This is a genomic window from Hymenobacter sp. IS2118, assembly GCF_000715495.1.
GTDB lineage: Bacteria > Bacteroidota > Bacteroidia > Cytophagales > Hymenobacteraceae > Hymenobacter.
This window is the reverse complement of sequence record NZ_JNLX01000132.1, coordinates 1-15,261: the sequence shown is the minus strand read 5'-3', so window position 1 is coordinate 15,261 and position 15,261 is coordinate 1. Positions and strand designations below refer to the sequence as shown.

The 15,261-nt window shown below is 57.7% G+C and carries 17 protein-coding genes; 8 read left to right on the top strand and 9 right to left on the bottom strand.

Features of this window, described 5'->3' with window-relative positions; translation table 11 throughout:
- The 7 genes from GM79_RS12500 to GM79_RS12470 form a co-directional block, all read right to left on the bottom strand.
- Positions 1–455: hypothetical protein (locus tag GM79_RS12500; protein ID WP_035561203.1), on the bottom strand; the 455-nt coding region annotated here is incomplete at its 3' end.
- 292 nt (positions 456–747) lie between these two features.
- Positions 748–1,824 (bottom strand): glutamine-hydrolyzing carbamoyl-phosphate synthase small subunit, encoded by a 1,077-nt coding sequence (carA, locus tag GM79_RS12495; RefSeq protein WP_035564355.1) that lies wholly within the window; start codon positions 1,822–1,824, stop codon positions 748–750.
- Between the two features lie 81 nt (positions 1,825–1,905).
- Positions 1,906–2,304, bottom strand: a complete 399-nt coding sequence (locus GM79_RS12490) for an endonuclease domain-containing protein (RefSeq protein WP_035564341.1) — start codon at positions 2,302–2,304, stop codon at positions 1,906–1,908.
- A 152-nt stretch (positions 2,305–2,456) separates the two neighbouring features.
- A complete protein-coding gene (locus GM79_RS12485) occupies positions 2,457–3,590 on the bottom strand; it encodes an aspartate aminotransferase family protein (protein ID WP_035564339.1) in 1,134 nt (377 codons plus the stop codon).
- A gap of 140 nt (positions 3,591–3,730) precedes the next feature.
- Positions 3,731–4,711, bottom strand: a complete 981-nt coding sequence (gene argC / locus GM79_RS12480) for an N-acetyl-gamma-glutamyl-phosphate reductase (protein ID WP_035564337.1) — start codon at positions 4,709–4,711, stop codon at positions 3,731–3,733.
- A complete protein-coding gene (argG, locus tag GM79_RS12475) occupies positions 4,701–5,891 on the bottom strand; it encodes an argininosuccinate synthase (RefSeq protein ID WP_035564335.1) in 1,191 nt (396 codons plus the stop codon). The genes argC and argG overlap by 11 nt, the downstream gene beginning before the upstream one ends.
- A gap of 94 nt (positions 5,892–5,985) precedes the next feature.
- On the bottom strand, positions 5,986–6,582 hold the full coding sequence (locus GM79_RS12470; protein ID WP_051718842.1) for a GNAT family N-acetyltransferase: 597 nt from the start codon (positions 6,580–6,582) through the stop codon (positions 5,986–5,988).
- Between the two features lie 406 nt (positions 6,583–6,988).
- Between GM79_RS12470 and argB the strand changes: the two genes are divergently transcribed.
- The 3 genes from argB to argH are packed head-to-tail and all read left to right on the top strand — an operon-like array spanning position 6,989 to position 10,162.
- Positions 6,989–7,783, top strand: a complete 795-nt coding sequence (gene argB / locus GM79_RS12465; RefSeq protein WP_316930112.1) for an acetylglutamate kinase — start codon at positions 6,989–6,991, stop codon at positions 7,781–7,783.
- Positions 7,771–8,838: a M20 family metallo-hydrolase gene (locus GM79_RS12460; RefSeq protein WP_035564329.1), complete on the top strand. Its 1,068-nt coding sequence runs from the start codon at positions 7,771–7,773 to the stop codon at positions 8,836–8,838. The genes argB and GM79_RS12460 overlap by 13 nt, the downstream gene beginning before the upstream one ends.
- Before the next feature lie 10 nt (positions 8,839–8,848).
- Positions 8,849–10,162 (top strand): argininosuccinate lyase, encoded by a 1,314-nt coding sequence (argH, locus tag GM79_RS12455; protein ID WP_035564327.1) that lies wholly within the window; start codon positions 8,849–8,851, stop codon positions 10,160–10,162.
- A gap of 72 nt (positions 10,163–10,234) precedes the next feature.
- Here the strand turns inward: argH and GM79_RS12450 are convergent, their stop codons facing one another.
- Positions 10,235–10,657, bottom strand: coding sequence for an EamA family transporter (locus tag GM79_RS12450; RefSeq protein ID WP_035564350.1), 423 nt, complete (start codon positions 10,655–10,657; stop codon positions 10,235–10,237).
- 142 nt (positions 10,658–10,799) lie between these two features.
- Here GM79_RS12450 and GM79_RS23095 point away from each other — a divergent pair, with 142 nt between their 5' ends.
- The 5 genes from GM79_RS23095 (at position 10,800) to GM79_RS12425 (ending at position 14,675) form a co-directional block, all read left to right on the top strand.
- Complete coding sequence (locus GM79_RS23095) at positions 10,800–11,522, top strand: PD-(D/E)XK nuclease-like domain-containing protein (protein ID WP_051718841.1); 723 nt, start codon at positions 10,800–10,802, stop codon at positions 11,520–11,522.
- Between the two features lie 118 nt (positions 11,523–11,640).
- Positions 11,641–12,231: a TetR/AcrR family transcriptional regulator gene (locus tag GM79_RS12440; RefSeq protein ID WP_035564326.1), complete on the top strand. Its 591-nt coding sequence runs from the start codon at positions 11,641–11,643 to the stop codon at positions 12,229–12,231.
- A gap of 107 nt (positions 12,232–12,338) precedes the next feature.
- Entirely contained in the window at positions 12,339–13,226 is an 888-nt protein-coding gene (locus tag GM79_RS23090; protein ID WP_161787168.1) for an alpha/beta fold hydrolase, read from the top strand.
- A gap of 75 nt (positions 13,227–13,301) precedes the next feature.
- Entirely contained in the window at positions 13,302–13,598 is a 297-nt protein-coding gene (locus GM79_RS12430) for a putative quinol monooxygenase (protein ID WP_035564324.1), read from the top strand.
- Between the two features lie 198 nt (positions 13,599–13,796).
- Positions 13,797–14,675, top strand: a complete 879-nt coding sequence (locus GM79_RS12425) for a hypothetical protein (RefSeq protein ID WP_035564322.1) — start codon at positions 13,797–13,799, stop codon at positions 14,673–14,675.
- Positions 14,676–14,714: 39 nt separating this feature from the next.
- On the opposite strand, the gene GM79_RS25465 is transcribed toward GM79_RS12425, so the two are convergent.
- Positions 14,715–15,261: J domain-containing protein (locus GM79_RS25465; protein ID WP_235184056.1), on the bottom strand; the 547-nt coding region annotated here is incomplete at its 5' end.

Below are 15,261 nucleotides of genomic sequence, written 5' to 3'. Positions count from 1 at the left end.
TTTTGCGCGGTTTTTTCCGCTGGTCGTTGGGTAGCGAATTCGGTGGCATCGACGAGCACGGCCCGCCGTTTAGAAAAATAGCGCTGCAACTCGGCGGGGGATTGAAATTCGCGTTCCGGCAAACAACCCGCCAAACGGAGTGCTTCCCGCAGCACGGCTAAGCCTTCGTCTTGTCGGCGCTTGGCCGTGGCCCCGTCCAGGCCACAGACCAATCCCAGCACGTCATAAGTCAGTCCTGATTTGCAACTAAACAGGGTGAAGAAAAGCAAATCTTCCTCATCCTTCATGCGCGTTCCAGCGGGATGAATGACCATCCTTTCAGCGAGTTGCATCTCGTGCAACGCCGCATAGGCCCGCTGGAATACCGCCAGAAGTTGCTCGAAATGATGGGCATCACACCCCAACGCAGAACGCCATTGACGAGGTGTTTTCAAGTCTTGAACGGAGATTTTCATGCTCAAATATCCACACTATTCATTGCCTAGGCCGCTGCAACAAGTCTAATATAATTGCAGGCTTAAGACGCACTCTGTCGCGCTTTGTAATGGCTGCGGTTGCCTTATCAAGCCATTTGCCATATGTATGCTGCGAAATTCCTTGCTCAGTCAAAAAACTAGGAACAGGGTAGCTGTGAGCGCCTCGACTAAACATGATTTTTAGATTGGAATTGTTGAAATTTAATTACTACCCCAACGAAGCGGTAGAGATGCTTCGACTTCGCTGCGCTCCGCTCAGCATGACGTTCTTCTACTTGCCGTTCTTATACACCACCACCGCTTTCAAAAAGTCATCAAACAGAAACTCTGTATCCTGCGGCCCGCCGGCGGCTTCGGGGTGGAACTGGGTGGAGAAGAACGGTTTGGACGTGTGCTTGATGCCTTCGCAGGTGCCGTCGTTCAGGTTCTCGAACAGCATCTGCCACCCGGCGGGTAGCGTTTCGGTATCCACCGCGAAGCCGTGGTTCTGGCTGGTGATGTAGCAGCGCTGGGTGCCGGTGAGCTTCACGGGTTGGTTGTGGCTGCGGTGGCCGTATTTCAGCTTGAACGTGTCGCCGCCCGCCGCCAGGCCCATGAGCTGGGAGCCCAGGCAGATGCCGAAAATGGGCTTGTCCTGGACCAGGGCTTTTTGCAGGTGCCGGATGGTGGCCTCGCACATTTTGGGGTCGCCGGGGCCGTTGCTCAAAAACAGGCCGTCGTAGGCCAGGGTCGTGAAATCGTAGTCCCAGGGCACGCGAATCAGCTCCACGTCGCGCTCCAAAAAGCAGCGGATGATGTTGGTTTTGGTGCCGCAGTCCACGAGCACGATTTTGTGCTGGCCGCTGCCAAAGTGCTCCACGCCGGGCTGGCTCACCTGCGCCACCAGGTTGTCGAGGTTGGGGTCGTGGAAGGGCACGTCGTCCTCGGCCACGATTTTGCCCAGCATCGCGCCTTCCTCGCGCAGCTTCTTGGTGAGCATGCGGGTATCGACGCCGCAGATGCCGGGGATGTTGTACTCCTTCAGCCAGTCGCCGAGGCTTTTGGCGGCGTTCCAGTGGCTGTGCTCCTCGGAGTAGTAGTTCACCACGAGCCCGGCAATGTGGATTTTGTCGGACTCGAAAATGGTCGAAATCGACTCGTACAGGTCCTCGCCGGGCACGCCGTAGTTGCCTACCATCGGGGTGGTGAGCACCAGAATCTGGCCGGCGAAGGAAGCATCGGTGAGGTTTTCGGGGTAGCCGGTCATGGCCGTGCTGAACACGACTTCGCCGGCGGCGGAGGTGAAGGCCCCGAAGGATTCGCCGGTGATGGCGGTGCCGTCGGAGAGGGTTAGGGTTACTTGTGGCATTTTGCGGGCGTTGCGCCTCACCCCCCGGCCCCCTCTCCGAAAAGGAGAGGGGGAGTGTTCTGTTGGGGTGGGGTTTGGGGGTTAGAGGTTGGCTTTGATGGTGGCTAGGACGCGGCGAGGGAGGTTGAGGGTTTGCTCGTTGGAGAAGCGGAGGATGCGGTAGCCTAATTCCTGGAGGTAGGCGGTGCGGCCGTTGTCGTAGTCGGCTTGGTCGGGTTCGAGGTGGCCGGCTCCGTCTAGTTCTACAATGAGCTTGTGCGAGAGACACATGAAGTCTACGATGTATCGGTCGATGCTGTGTTGGCGGCGGAATTTTACGCCAAGCTGGTTGCCGCGCAGGAGTTGCCACAGTTGCGCTTCGGCGGGCGTAGCTTCTTTGCGCATGGCTCGGGCGCGTTCTTTTAGGTCTAGCCGGGCGTACTGCTTTTTATCGGCCGTGAAGATTTTGTCTTGGGGCAGGTATTTATCGGCAGGTTCCATATGCTAGTCGTTTTGGCGTTGCGCCTCACCCCCGGCCCCTCTCCGAAAAGGAGAGGGGAGCCACGGCGGCGCGGGCGAGAAAAGCTAAGACTAAAAACTAGAAGCTAGTCCTCCTCTCCTTTTCGGAGAGGGGCTAGGGGTGAGGCGCAACGTCAGGCCGTCACGGAAACCAGCTCATACAAAGCCACCAAAAACCGGTCAACCTCCGCCTTCGTGATGTTCAGCGGCGGCAGCAGCCGGAGCACCGTGGGGTCCGAGGCGTTGCCCACGAAAATGTGGTGTTCCGTCAGCAGCTTGTCGCGGATTTCCTTGATTGGGAAGTCATATTTAATGCCCACCATCAACCCCCGCCCGCGAATTTCTACGGCCCCGGCATGGGCTTCCAATTCCTGACGCAGGTAGTCGCCCATTTCGGTAACATGAACTAATAAGCATTCATCCTCAATGACTTCGAGCACGGCCAAGGCGGCAGCGCAGGCCAGGTGGTTGCCGCCGAAAGTGGTGCCCAGCAGGCCGTAGGAGGCTTCCAGTGTGGGCGCAATCAGAATGCCGCCGATGGGGAAGCCGTTGCCCATGCCCTTGGCCACGGCAATGATATCGGGGCGGATGCCGGCGTGCCGGTGGGCAAAAAACTTACCGCTGCGGCCGTAGCCGCTCTGCACCTCGTCGGCAATCAGCAGGGCGTTGTGCGCGCCGCACAGCAGCGAGAGGCCTTGCAGGAAATCATCGGAAGGCCGGATGATGCCGCCCACGCCCTGAATCGGCTCGATAATCACGGCGCAGACATCGCCGCCGCGCAGGATTTCGGCCACCGCTTTTAAGTCGTACTCGACGAAGGAAATGGCGTGGTCGGCGTTGAAGGGCGCTACTATTTTGGGGATGTCGGTGGCGGCCACCGCACCTGAGGTGCGGCCGTGAAACGCGCCCCGAAAGGCGATGACCCGCTTTTTGCCGGTGTGGAACGATGCTAGCTTCAGCGCATTCTCGTTGGCCTCAGCCCCGGAGTTGCACAGAAACAGCGAGTAATCCGGGTAGCCCGACACGCGGCCCAGCTTCTCGGCTAGCTCGCGCTGAATCGGAATCTGCACCGAGTTGGAGTAGAAGCCGATGTTTTGCAGCTGCGCTATTAGGCGCTGCACGTAGTGCGGGTGGCTGTGGCCGATGGAAATCACGGCGTGGCCGCCGTAGAAATCCAGGTACTCCTGGCCCTGGTCGTCCCAGAGTTTCGCGCCGAGGGCACGAACGGGCGTGATATTGACGAGTGGGTAAACGTTGAAGAGGTCCATGTAGTGACGGTGTCAGAGCGTAGTTAAAATAAGAGCGTCATGCTGAGCTTGCCGAAGCAGCTCTACCGCTTCGTTGGGTAAGTACTATAACGAAGCGGTAGAGATGCTTCGGCTTCGCTCAGCATGACTGTTCCGTTTTATTATAGAAGCCCTGCTTTTAAGTTCAACCCCGTCGTTTCCGGTAGGCCGAACAGCAGATTCATGTTCTGCACCGCCTGGCCCGATGCGCCTTTCACCAGATTATCAATGACCGAGGTAATTAATAATTGCTTGCCCTGTTTCTGTACGTGCAGCAGGCATTTGTTTGTATTTACCACCTGCTTCAAATGAATTTCCTGGTCCGAAACCGTGGTGAACGGCGCGTCGGCATAAAACTTCTTGTACAGCGCTCGCGCTTCGTCCTGCGTCAAATCCGAGGGCGTGTAGACGCTGGCGAAAATGCCCCGCGCGAAATTGCCGCGGTAGGGGATGAAGTGAATCTCAGCATCTGATTGCGGCTGTAGCTGCGCCAGACTCTCGCTGATTTCGCCGAGGTGCTGGTGCGTGAAGGGCTTGTAAATGGATACGTTGTTGCTGCGCCACGAGAAATGCACCGTTTCTGACAGGCCCTGGCCCGCGCCGGTCGAGCCGGTAATGGCCGACACGTGGATGTCGTCGGTGAGCCGGCCGGCCCGGGCTAGCGGCAGCAGCGCCAACTGAATGGCCGTGGCGAAGCAGCCGGGATTGGCAATGCTCTGCGCTTGTTGAATGCGACTTCGGTTCAACTCCGGCAGGCCGTAGATGAATTCGCGGCCTGCAAACTCAGCATCGGCCGTCAGGCGGAAATCGTTGCTCAGGTCGATGATGTGCGTGGTTTCAGGCAGGGTGTTTTTGTGCAGCCAAGCTTTGGAATTGCCGTGGCCCAAGCATAGAAACACTACGTCCTCATCGCCAGCCAGCTCGGAGGCGAAAACCAGGTCGATTTCGCCCACGAGGTCGTCGTGCACCTGGTGCACGGGGTTGCCCGCGTTCGAGGAACTCACGATGCCGCCCAACGCCACAAACTCGTGGTGCAGCAGAATGCGAATCAGCTCGCCGGCCGTGTAGCCAGCTCCGCCCACGATGCCGGCCTTAATTTTCATCGTGTAGGCTGGCGCTAATTTTCAGCTGGTTGCCAAAAATCTTGATGAAGCCCCGCGCATCCCGCGCGTCCCAGGCGTTGTTTTCCTCGCCATACGTGGCCACTTTCGACTGCATCATATCGTATTTGGATTCGATGCCAAGCAACTCAAACCGGTAGGGGCGAAGCTGCACGAATACCTTGCCCGAAACGTGGCTTTGCGACGATTCCAGGAAGGCTTCCATGTCGCGCATCACCGGGTCGAGGTATTGCGCCTCATGCAGCAGCGTGCCGTACCAGTTGGCGATGTAGTCCTTGTGCAGCAGTTGCCAGCGGGTGCTGGTGTGCTTCTCCAGCAAGTGGTGCGCCTTAATGAGGATGAGTGGTGCGGGCGCCTCAAAACCCACCCGGCCCTTGATGCCCAGAATAGTATCGCCTACGTGCGTGTCGCGGCCGATGGCGAAGGCCGAGCCCAGCTCGTTCAGCTTCTGAATCAGGGCTACCGGGTCCATCGTTTCGCCATTCAGGGCCACGGGTTCACCGCGTTCGAAGGTGATTTCCACAAGTTCTGAATCCTGCCGCTGCAACTGCGACGGGTAGGCGCTTTCCGGCAAAGCTTCGTGCGAAGTCAGCGTTTCGACGCCGCCCACGCTGGTGCCCCAGATGCCTTTGTTGATGGAATATTTCGCCTTTTCCCAGCTCATTTCGAAGCCCTGTTTTTGCAGGTATTCAATCTCGGCCTGGCGCGATAGTTTCAGGTCGCGGATGGGCGTTAGAATCTCGGTTTTAGGCGAAATTACTGAGAAAGCCACGTCGAAACGCACCTGGTCGTTGCCGGCCCCGGTGCTGCCGTGTACGATGTAGTCGGCCTCGTTGGCGCGGGCGTACTCGGCAATGGCCAGCGACTGGAACATGCGCTCGGCGCTCACGCTCAGTGGGTAGGTGTCGTTTTTCAGCACGTTGCCGAACAGCAGGTAGCGCAGGCAATTCTGGTAAAAGCGCGTAGTCACGTCAATTACCTCGTGCTTTACCGAGCCCAATTCGTAGGCCCGCTTCTCGATGGCGGCCAACTCCTCGGCTGTGAAGCCGCCCGAATTGACGATGACAGTGTGCACTTCCAGGTCGAGGTCGCGTGACAGATACACGGCGCAAAACGAGGTGTCGAGGCCGCCACTATAGGCGAGAATGGCTTTTTTCTTCATTATCGGTGTGAGGTAAGCTTTAGCTTGCCGTTGGATAAATGGTGAGTTAGGCTTCGTATTCGGAGCACGGCAAGCTAAAGCTTACCGCACAGGTCTAACCGGCCGCGCCAGAGTTAGGCGAACTTATAGCAACAGCAAAATCGGGCACCTGCAGTTGCACCAGCTGCTTCTCGGGCGTGTCGTAGAGCATGCCAGTGCAAAGGCACAGCTTGCGCTCGTTCTCCATCAGAATGCTGTAGTTCTTGCAACTTTTGCAGCCCTTCCAGAAGTCTTCGCTGGTGGTCAGTTCCGAGAACGTGACGGGTTCGTAGCCCAGGTCGGTGTTGATTTTCATTACGGCCAGGCTGGTGGTGATACCGAAAATCTTGGCCTGCGGGTACTTGCTGCGCGACAGGTCGAACACGGCCTGTTTGATGGCCTTCCCCACGCCGCCCTTACGGATTTCGGCGTTCACAATCAGGCCCGAATTCACCACAAACGTCTTATCATCAAAGATTTCGATGTAGCAAAAGCCCGCTAACTCGCCGTTCACAAAGGCAATGATGCTGTCGCCGCTGGCCATTTTGCGGGCCACATAGTCTGGCTCGCGCTTGGCGATGCCGGTGCCCCTCGTTTTGGCCGACTCGACGTACCATTGGCATAATTGTTCAGCGTACTGCGCGTCCGCTGCTGTTGCAACCCGAATTATCATTGATTTATAAAAACTTAGGGATAGATGCGCGGCTGTCCGGGCCACGCGTTTCTCCCGCGTGATTCCTGCTAAAGCCCAAACCTGTCTGTAAGTAGAGCGGATACTAGCCCGGCTCAAAGGGGATGGCCAAGGGCCAACATGCGGCTGCTGAAGCCGCTAGGGTCGTCGTACCAGGGCGCAAGCCGTTTTGCACACGCCTGCCACACTCAGCCGAATGGCCGGAGGGAGTACTGAAGACGTGGAAAAGTAGCGGGTCATGACGGGTAACTATCGATTCGGCGCTGTAACGAACGGCTGAATCAAGAGGTTCAATTCTGCTGCAAAGCTAAAAGCCCCTACTTTTGCCTGCAACATTTCCCAGGTGTTTTTTGAAATCAGTGCTTTTTACTGTTGGGTTTGCTGGACTGTGAAGAAAAAAATGAAAGCGGCGTTGAAAATTTATAAGATTGGCGGCGGCATCATCGACAACGCGTCCGATTTGCAGGAATTCCTGCTCCTGTTTGCCAATGTGAGCGGCCCCAAAATACTGGTGCACGGCGGTGGCAAAGGCGCCAGCGAAATGATGGCCCGGCTGGGCATCATGCCGCGCCTGCTGCACGGACGCCGCATCACCGACGCTGCGGCGCTCGACATTGTGACGATGTTTTACGCGGGCAAAACCAACAAGCAAATAGTGGCCGCCCTCCAGGGTGCCGGAGTTAATGCCTTGGGGCTCAGCGGGGCCGACGGTAACGTGATTCTGGCTGCCAAGCGCCCGGTACGGGAAGTTGACTACGGCTTTGTGGGGGATTTGAGCGAGGAGAGCATTAATGCCGATATGGTGCGCCAGTTTCTGGAGATGGGATTAACACCTGTATTCTGCGCGATTAACCACGACGGCCAGGGCCAATTGCTGAATACTAACGCTGACACCATTGCCGCATCGCTGGCCAAAGCCCTGAGCCGGCAATATGCGGTGGAACTGCATTTTTGCTTCGAAAAACACGGCGTATTGGCCGACATTATTGATGAAAAATCAGTTATCCCCACCATTACCCTGGTTGATTACGCTGAATTAAAAGAAAGTGGAATAATTGCCGATGGCATGCTACCTAAATTAGAAAATGCATTTGATGCCTTGCAGTATGGGGTAGAAAAAGTAATTATTGAGCACGCGCTCTACATTGATGGCGCACTGAAAACCACATTATGTCTGAATTGATAAATCAACTGAGCGCGGAGGCCGTTGATTTACTGATTCGGCTAATTAAAACGCCGTCGTTTTCGCGGGAGGAAGCCGATACGGCTGGTCTGATTCAGGCGTTTTTAATTGGGCATGGTATAGCAGCGCAACGGCAGCAGAATAACGTGTGGGCTACTTCCACGCACTTCGATGCCAACAAGCCAACTATCCTGCTCAATTCGCATCACGACACGGTGAAGCCCGGCGTGGGCTGGACGCACGACCCATTTGGAGCCGTGCTGCAAGGCGATAAATTAGTCGGCCTTGGCAGTAATGATGCGGGCGCTTCGGCCGTAAGCTTATTGGTGGTTTTCCTGTATTTCCAGGGTCAGGAAAATGCGTTTAATTTAATTTGCGCGATTACCGCCGAAGAAGAAATTTCGGGTAGCAACGGAATCAGAAGCATTCTGCCGCAACTTGGGAAAATTGCCTTGGGAATTGTGGGCGAACCCACGGGCATGAACCTCGCCATTGCCGAAAAAGGCCTGCTGGTGCTGGACGCCACCGCCCACGGAAAAACCGGCCACGCCGCCCGCGAGGAAGGTGAAAACGCCCTCTACAAAGCTCTGGACGATATTGAGTGGCTGCGGTGCTATCAGTTTCCGCGGGTGTCGCCGTTGCTGGGACCAGTGAAAATGACGGTGACGCAAATAGCGGCTGGCGCGCAACACAACGTGGTGCCCGACCGCTGCCAGTTTGTAGTTGATGTGCGCACCAACGAGCTGTACCAGAACCAGGAAATTCTGGATGTTATTCGGGCCAATGTGCAGGCGGAAATTACGCCGCGGTCTACGCATCTGAATTCTTGCAGCATCAGCGAAAGTCACCCGCTGGTGCGCCGGGGGGTAGCAATGGGCAAGCAGATTTACGGTTCTCCCACGCTCTCCGACCAGTCCATGATGCCGTTTGAGACGCTGAAAATGGGGCCGGGAGAAAGTGCCCGCTCGCACACACCGGACGAGTATATTATGCTGAGTGAAATACGCGCCGGCATTCGGGATTACATCGAATTACTAGCTGGGTTTACGTTTTAAGTAGTGCGTTATGAAAATTTGGGAGAAAGGGTTTTCGGTTAATGAGAACATTGAGAAATTTACGGTGGGTCATGACCGGGAATTGGATATGTACCTCGCGCCCTTCGACCTGCTGGCCTCCAAAGCCCAGGCCAATATGCTGGCCCAGGCAGGTTTGATTTCTGAAACCGAACGGCAGCAACTCATCAGTGGGCTCGACGAGCTGGTGGCGCAGGTGGCCGCCGGTACTTTTCAGATTGAAGCTGATTTTGAGGATGTGCACTCGAAAATAGAGCATTACCTAACGGAGAATTTTGGGGATGCGGGCAAGAAAATTCACACCGCCCGCTCCCGCAACGACCAGGTGCTGACCGCCATTCAGCTATTTATAAAAGACTACACCGAGCAGATTGCGACAAAGATGCTGGCGCTGGCCGAGGTGCTGCTGCAACAGGCCGAGGCGCATAAAAACGACCTGCTACCGGGTTACACGCACTTTCAGGCGGCCATGCCGAGCAGCTTCGGCCTGTGGTTTTCGGCTTATGCCGAGCATTTGCTGCTGGACTTGAACTTGTTTGAAGCCGCGCACGCCGTGGCCGACCAAAACCCGCTTGGTTCAGGCGCGGGCTTTGGCAGCAGCTTTCCCATCGACCGCGAAATGACCACCCGGGAAATGGGTTTTGGCAGCGTAGCCGTGAGTGCCGTGGGCGCGCAGATGCTGCGCGGCAAAACCGAGAAAACGCTGGCCTTTGCCATTGCCGGCGCGGCCGGCACGCTGGGCAAGCTGGCCTACGACCTGGTGCTCTACAACAGTCAGGACCTGGGCTTTGTGACGCTGCCCAAGGAGTTCACCACGGGCTCCAGCATCATGCCGCACAAGAAAAACCCCGACGTGTTTGAGCTGGTGCGTGCCCACGCCAACCGCCTGCAGGCATTGCCCAACGACATCATACTAGCCACCAGCAACCTGCCCAGCGGCTACCACCGCGACTTCCAGCTGCTGAAGGAGCTGCTGTTTGGGCCCATGATGCAGTTCGCGGATTTGCTCGATATATTGCTGTTTGCGCTGCCCGAAATCAAGATTAAGCCCGGCGTGATTGAACAGGCCAAATACGACCCCATTTTTTCGGTTGAAAACATCAATCAACTCATCATCGCCGGCGTGCCGTTTCGGGATGCCTACCAGCAGGTGGGCCGGGCCGTGGAAGACGGTAGTTACGTGCCGCACCGCGAATTTCAAACCACGCACCTGGGCAGCATCCACAACCTGGGGCTGGCCGAAATTGCGGGCAAAGCGCAACGGTGGAAGGAGGGAAGCCGGCTGTTTGCACGAGTAGCGCACTAGCGCAACGCCAGCAGTGGTTCGTGGATGCTGTCTGGCCAAACTTTCGCGCCTCGGTTTGCGCAAAGAGGCGTACTAGCGCCACACCAGCACCACGGTGCCGGCCAGAATAAGACCGGCGCCGACGGCGCCGCGCACCGAAATGGTTTCGCCTAAGAACACCACCGCCAGCAGCAGGGCCAGCGCCACGCTCAGCTTGTCTACCGGCGCCACCTGGCTCACGGGGCCCAACTGAAGGGCCCGGAAGTAGCACACCCACGATGCGCCGGTGGCCAGGCCCGACAGCATCAGGAAAACCCAGGTGCGCCCCGACAGGTCTGGCAGGCCGGCTGTGGCCCCGCGTGCCAGGGCTATGGCCCAGGCCAGCAGCAAAATGACCACCGTGCGAATGGCCGTGGCCAAATCGGAGTCGACTCCTCGGATGCCGATTTTTGCGAAAATAGCCGTGAGAGCCGCAAACAATGCCGACAGGAGGGCGTATGGAATCCAGGAAGCCATGGTGGGGTGCATTGAGGTTTTGAGAGCCGGGCGTGCAACCCGCTGAGCCGAAGTACGGAACTGCGCCCGACACCGCCGCCTGCCGCCCGCCAGGGTGCCCGTGGGGAGCCATCCTGCGCTTTTAATTGTTACCTTATTACCTATGCCCGAATCAGCCGTTCCCTACCGCCGCCCCGACCTGCTGCGTCTTGACTACGATACCTACCGCGCCCTGCCCGCCATTGCGAACTCGGACCTCTCGCGCCTGCGCGATGCGCTCGACGGCCGGCCGCCGCGGCCCCAGACCAACTCCAACGAGGGCGCCCTGAACTTTGGGACGGCTTTTCACACTGCCCTGCTCGAACCAGCCGACTACGTGCCCGGCTTGCCCGGCCTGAACGATACACTGGTGTGGTGGCTGGTGGAAGGCGTGAAGCTCGATGCCCGCCTGGCGGAGCTACTGGCACTGGGGCAGCCCGAAACCAGCGTGGTATTTACCGAACCCGACACCGACACGCTCTGCAAGCTGCGCGCCGACCTCATCGTGGACCACCCCGACCAACCGTTCACCATCATCGACTTTAAGACCACCATGGCCCGCGATGCCGACCATTTCCTCTGGCAATGCTCGGCCTACGACTATGACCGGCAAGCTGCTTTTTACACCGACGCGCTGCGCGCCGAGCGGTTTTTACTAGTTGGGGTGCAAAAGGTAGAGCCCTTCGGCGTGTTCACGATTGAAGTGAGCGAGCAAATGCTGACTGAGGGCCGCCAGAAGTACCAACGCCTGTTGCGCCTGCTCAAAGCCCCCGCTACCGCGCCGGCCTATCGGGCCGAGGCCGTGCAGGCCGCCGTGGATGCGCTGGGGCGCAACCCGGAAGAATAGCCGGGAGTTACGACAATGATTGAGAACGGCCAGAGCCTTTCCTGATAACAGGGAAGGTTTTTTTGTGCATATACTACTTACTTACTAATTAGTAAGTAAGTAGTATATTTGCCCTGTCATGTCAACTTCCTCAGCTACCAAATTGCCACCCGACACTCGCACGCGCATCCTCGACCTAGCAGAGGAATTGCTGCTGGAGCGGGGTTTCAATGCCTTCAGCTACCAGCATTTGGCCAAAGAGCTGGGCGTGAAGCCGGCGGCCATTCACTACCATTACCCCAGCAAAGACGACCTCGGCACGGCCATAGTGGCCCGGCAGCTGTGCCGCCTCCGCAAGTGGCGCGACCTGCCCCGCGTTGCTGATTTGCCCTCGAATCAGCAGCTTGAAGCCCTGTTTGCTGTGTATGATACCCACCTCGGGCACAGCCGCCAAGTGTGCCTTTTTGGGGCATTAGCGGCTGATTTTCGGACTTTGCCCGCCCCCATGCAGGTGGAGCTGCGCACCTTCAACCGGGAATTGACTGAGTGGCTGGCGCAGGTGTTGGCCGTAGGCCGGGCTACCGGGGCACTGCGTTTTGTGGGGAGCCCGGCCGCCAAAGCCACGCAACTCCTCAGCACGCTCACCGGAGCCCTGCAAACAGCCCGTGTGCACGATGAAATGCCTTTTCAGGTGATACTAGGCCAGCTACGGCTAGAGCTGCTGAGCTGAGACATAGCATGCGCTTTGGCTTATTTATCAATTGGTTACTGGAAATAATATTATATCCTATTCGGCCGCTGCACAAGCTAAAGCGTGTGCTACAAAACTTCTTCTTCATGCCCGATATTTTGCCTGCCAAAGCCCCGAAAGTTCTGAAAGACATGCTGCCGCCTGGCCTGCGTCTGCTGCGTTGGCAATTGTGGCTAAAGTGGACCATTGCCCCAACGCTGGCGTTCCGGCAGGCGTGGGGGCTATTTGTGACGCCGCGCCGGCTGCCACTCAAAGCCTGGGAAGCCCCGGCCTTGGCCGATGCTGCCCGCCGTACCGTGGCAGCTGCAACGGGCACCGTGGCCGTGTACGAATGGGGCCCGGCCGCCGCGCCCGCCGTGCTGCTGGTGCACGGCTGGGAGCATCGGGCCAGCTTTTGGGGGGCCTGGGTGGGCCCGCTGCTGGCGGCTGGCTACCGTGTGGTAGCCCTGGACGGCCCCGCACACGGCGCTTCGAGTGGCCGGCAGGTTACGCTAACCGATTTTGGTGGGGCCATCCAAGCGGTGATAAATACGTTGGGTGAGGTGCGGGCCATTGTGGCGCACTCGTTTGGGGCGGCGTCGGTGGCAGGGCTGCCGGTGCGGCTGCCGGCGGGGGCGGTGCTGCCACGCCTCGTGTTGATGAGCGCGCCGGAAGGGCTGCAGGTGGTTGCTGAACGGTTTGCCGATTTTCTGCGCTTGCCCCACGGGCTGGTGGGGCGGTTTGCCACGCACATTCAGCGCACCACCGGCCGCCCGGCCGATTCGTTTGCCGCGGCTGTCGCTGGGCCGCGCATGGGCGCCGAAAAAGTGCTGGTGCTACACGATGAGGACGACGAAATTATTCCGTATGCAGAAGGCCAGGAAATTGCGGCGGCCTGGCCCGGAGCGGTGTTTCACGCCACCCAGGGGCTGGGCCACAACCGCATTCTGCGCGACGCCGAGGTAATTCAAACCGCCGTGGCATTCCTTGCGTAGGTCGCCACGCTGCTTGCAGCCAAAACAACTTTACGTTTGTTGTGGATGAAAATTCACCCTTAACACCTTTCTCGTATGGTAAAAGTAGCCCTGTTGGTCCGCCTCGAAGTGAAGCCCGGCCACGAACAAACCGTTGCTGATTTTCTGGCCGGCGCCCTTCCCATTGTGGAGGCTGAGCCCGCCACCACCACCTGGTACGCCCTGCGCCTGGGCCCGTCCACGTTCGGTATTTTCGACACCTTCCCCGACGAAGCCGGCCGCAAAGCCCACCTCGCGGGCCAGGTAGCCGCCGCCCTGGGCACCCACGCCGATTTGTGGGCCAGCCCACCCCAGATTGAAATGGTAGATATTCTGGCCTCGAAAGGCGCCTAAGCCCGCCAATTGCGGCAGCTTCTTGCCGGGCCGGGCCGTTGCGCCTGCCGCCGGGTGAGAATTTGTTTTACAGGGTTTTGCCCGCCAAGCCAGCTATTCAGGTTTTTTACCTGAATAGCTGGCTTTTTTGCTTTTAATCTTGTTAGTGAATAATAACTATATGGATTACAAATTCCTGTAACTGACAAACCGCCGCTTATGCTACTGCTGGCTCGCATTGTACGCTCAACTTACTTGCCTCTGCAACTCATTTGGGAAAGTAAGCGAACAGCTTACGTGCTGAGTGTGGTGCTGGTGACGGTGTTTATCCTGAGCATGGTGTTGGCCTTGGTCAATTATTCCGGCGTGTTGGTTCTGCCGGGAATGTGGGGGCGGGTCCATTTTCTGCAGGCCGTGGAAATATCGTTTACGCTGCTGCTGTTTTTTGAAATGGTGAGCCTGGTATTTGTTATTCCCGCCTCCATTGCCAATTCCATCGGCAAGCAGATTGAAATTTTGAGCCTGATTTTACTGCGGTCTTCTTTTAAAGAATTCTCGCACTATAATTTCCAGATTCCCCTGCAAAGCCAGCTCGAATCGGTGTATAAAATGGTATCCGATGGCGTGGGCGCCCTGCTGGTTTTCCTGCTGCTTTCGGTGTATTACGGGATTCAGCGGCACCGCTCTATCACGCAGGAAGGCGATAAGCTGCAATTTGTGTTGCTGAAACAATTCATTGCGCTGCTGGTGCTCATTACCCTGCTGGGCATGTACGGGTACGATGTTTTCCACATGTTCAGCAGCAGCCACTGGGTGCAGTCGGCGGACCGGTTTTACATGATATTAATTTTTGGCGACCTACTGTTTATGCTCGTGGCCTTTCGGTACACGTTGCATTACCCGGATATTTTTCGGTATTCCGCATTCGTGCTGATAACGGTATTTATTCGATTTTCGCTGTTGGCACCGGTTTATTATAATGCGCTGCTCAGCTTGTTTTCCGTGGTCTTTGCCATCGCCGTGGTGTACTTCCACAACTTATTCACCGACGGCCGGCTGGCCTACATTGCCAAAAACCAGCCCGCAGGGGATGAGTAGTTACAACCGAAACCCGGCGCCGGACTGGCAGCTGCCGCGCTAGAGGCTGCCCAAGCCTTCGGCGGCTAGCTGCCTGAGTACGTCGCGCAAGCCGTCCGGCTCCCGCATGAGCAGGGCCACGTGCTGCACGTAATCTGCCTCGGCGCGCAGGTCGCGTTTGAGCTGGCGCAGCTCCAGTTCCTGCTTTTTGGTGGAAGTGCCCACGAAGCCATCGGGGCCGTATTTCAGCTCGTTCATTTCCTGTTTCAGGGTGATTTGCTGCTGAAGCAGGGCGCGGGTGTAGCGGGCCAGCACGTCGTCAGAATCAGCATCGGCCGGGCCCGATTCGGCCAGCAGCTGCAGCAGGGTGTAGAGGTCATCGGCTTCGTAGGCCTCCGTGATGCGTTGCATTTGGGCAGTTTTGCCGGCTTGCTTTTCGGGGTCGCGCTCCAGGTCGGGGTGGTGGGTGCGGGCCAGCTGGCGGTAGATGGTCTTGGCGTTGGTTTCGAGCTGTTTCTGGTCGGCTTGCTCGGCGTCTTCTTTGGCCCGCTGCGCTTTGGTTTTGCGGCGGGCGCGGGCGGCGGCGGCGGCCTGCTCGTGCGGCGGC

What these genes read in the sequence shown, in the direction of transcription:
- carA (WP_035564355.1), bottom strand. Translation starts at nt 1,824, where the DNA reads ATGCCACAAGTAACCCTAACCCTCTCCGACGGCACCGCCATCACCGGC.
- GM79_RS12490 (WP_035564341.1), bottom strand. Translation starts at nt 2,304, where the DNA reads ATGGAACCTGCCGATAAATACCTGCCCCAAGACAAAATCTTCACGGCC.
- GM79_RS12485 (WP_035564339.1), bottom strand. Translation starts at nt 3,590, where the DNA reads ATGGACCTCTTCAACGTTTACCCACTCGTCAATATCACGCCCGTTCGT.
- argC (WP_035564337.1), bottom strand. Translation starts at nt 4,711, where the DNA reads ATGAAAATTAAGGCCGGCATCGTGGGCGGAGCTGGCTACACGGCCGGC.
- argG (WP_035564335.1), bottom strand. Translation starts at nt 5,891, where the DNA reads ATGAAGAAAAAAGCCATTCTCGCCTATAGTGGCGGCCTCGACACCTCG.
- GM79_RS12470 (WP_051718842.1), bottom strand. Translation starts at nt 6,582, where the DNA reads ATGATAATTCGGGTTGCAACAGCAGCGGACGCGCAGTACGCTGAACAA.
- GM79_RS12460 (WP_035564329.1), top strand. Translation starts at nt 7,771, where the DNA reads ATGTCTGAATTGATAAATCAACTGAGCGCGGAGGCCGTTGATTTACTG.
- argH (WP_035564327.1), top strand. Translation starts at nt 8,849, where the DNA reads ATGAAAATTTGGGAGAAAGGGTTTTCGGTTAATGAGAACATTGAGAAA.
- GM79_RS12450 (WP_035564350.1), bottom strand. Translation starts at nt 10,657, where the DNA reads ATGGCTTCCTGGATTCCATACGCCCTCCTGTCGGCATTGTTTGCGGCT.
- GM79_RS23095 (WP_051718841.1), top strand. Translation starts at nt 10,800, where the DNA reads ATGCCCGAATCAGCCGTTCCCTACCGCCGCCCCGACCTGCTGCGTCTT.
- GM79_RS12440 (WP_035564326.1), top strand. Translation starts at nt 11,641, where the DNA reads ATGTCAACTTCCTCAGCTACCAAATTGCCACCCGACACTCGCACGCGC.
- GM79_RS23090 (WP_161787168.1), top strand. Translation starts at nt 12,339, where the DNA reads ATGCCCGATATTTTGCCTGCCAAAGCCCCGAAAGTTCTGAAAGACATG.
- GM79_RS12430 (WP_035564324.1), top strand. Translation starts at nt 13,302, where the DNA reads ATGGTAAAAGTAGCCCTGTTGGTCCGCCTCGAAGTGAAGCCCGGCCAC.
- GM79_RS12425 (WP_035564322.1), top strand. Translation starts at nt 13,797, where the DNA reads ATGCTACTGCTGGCTCGCATTGTACGCTCAACTTACTTGCCTCTGCAA.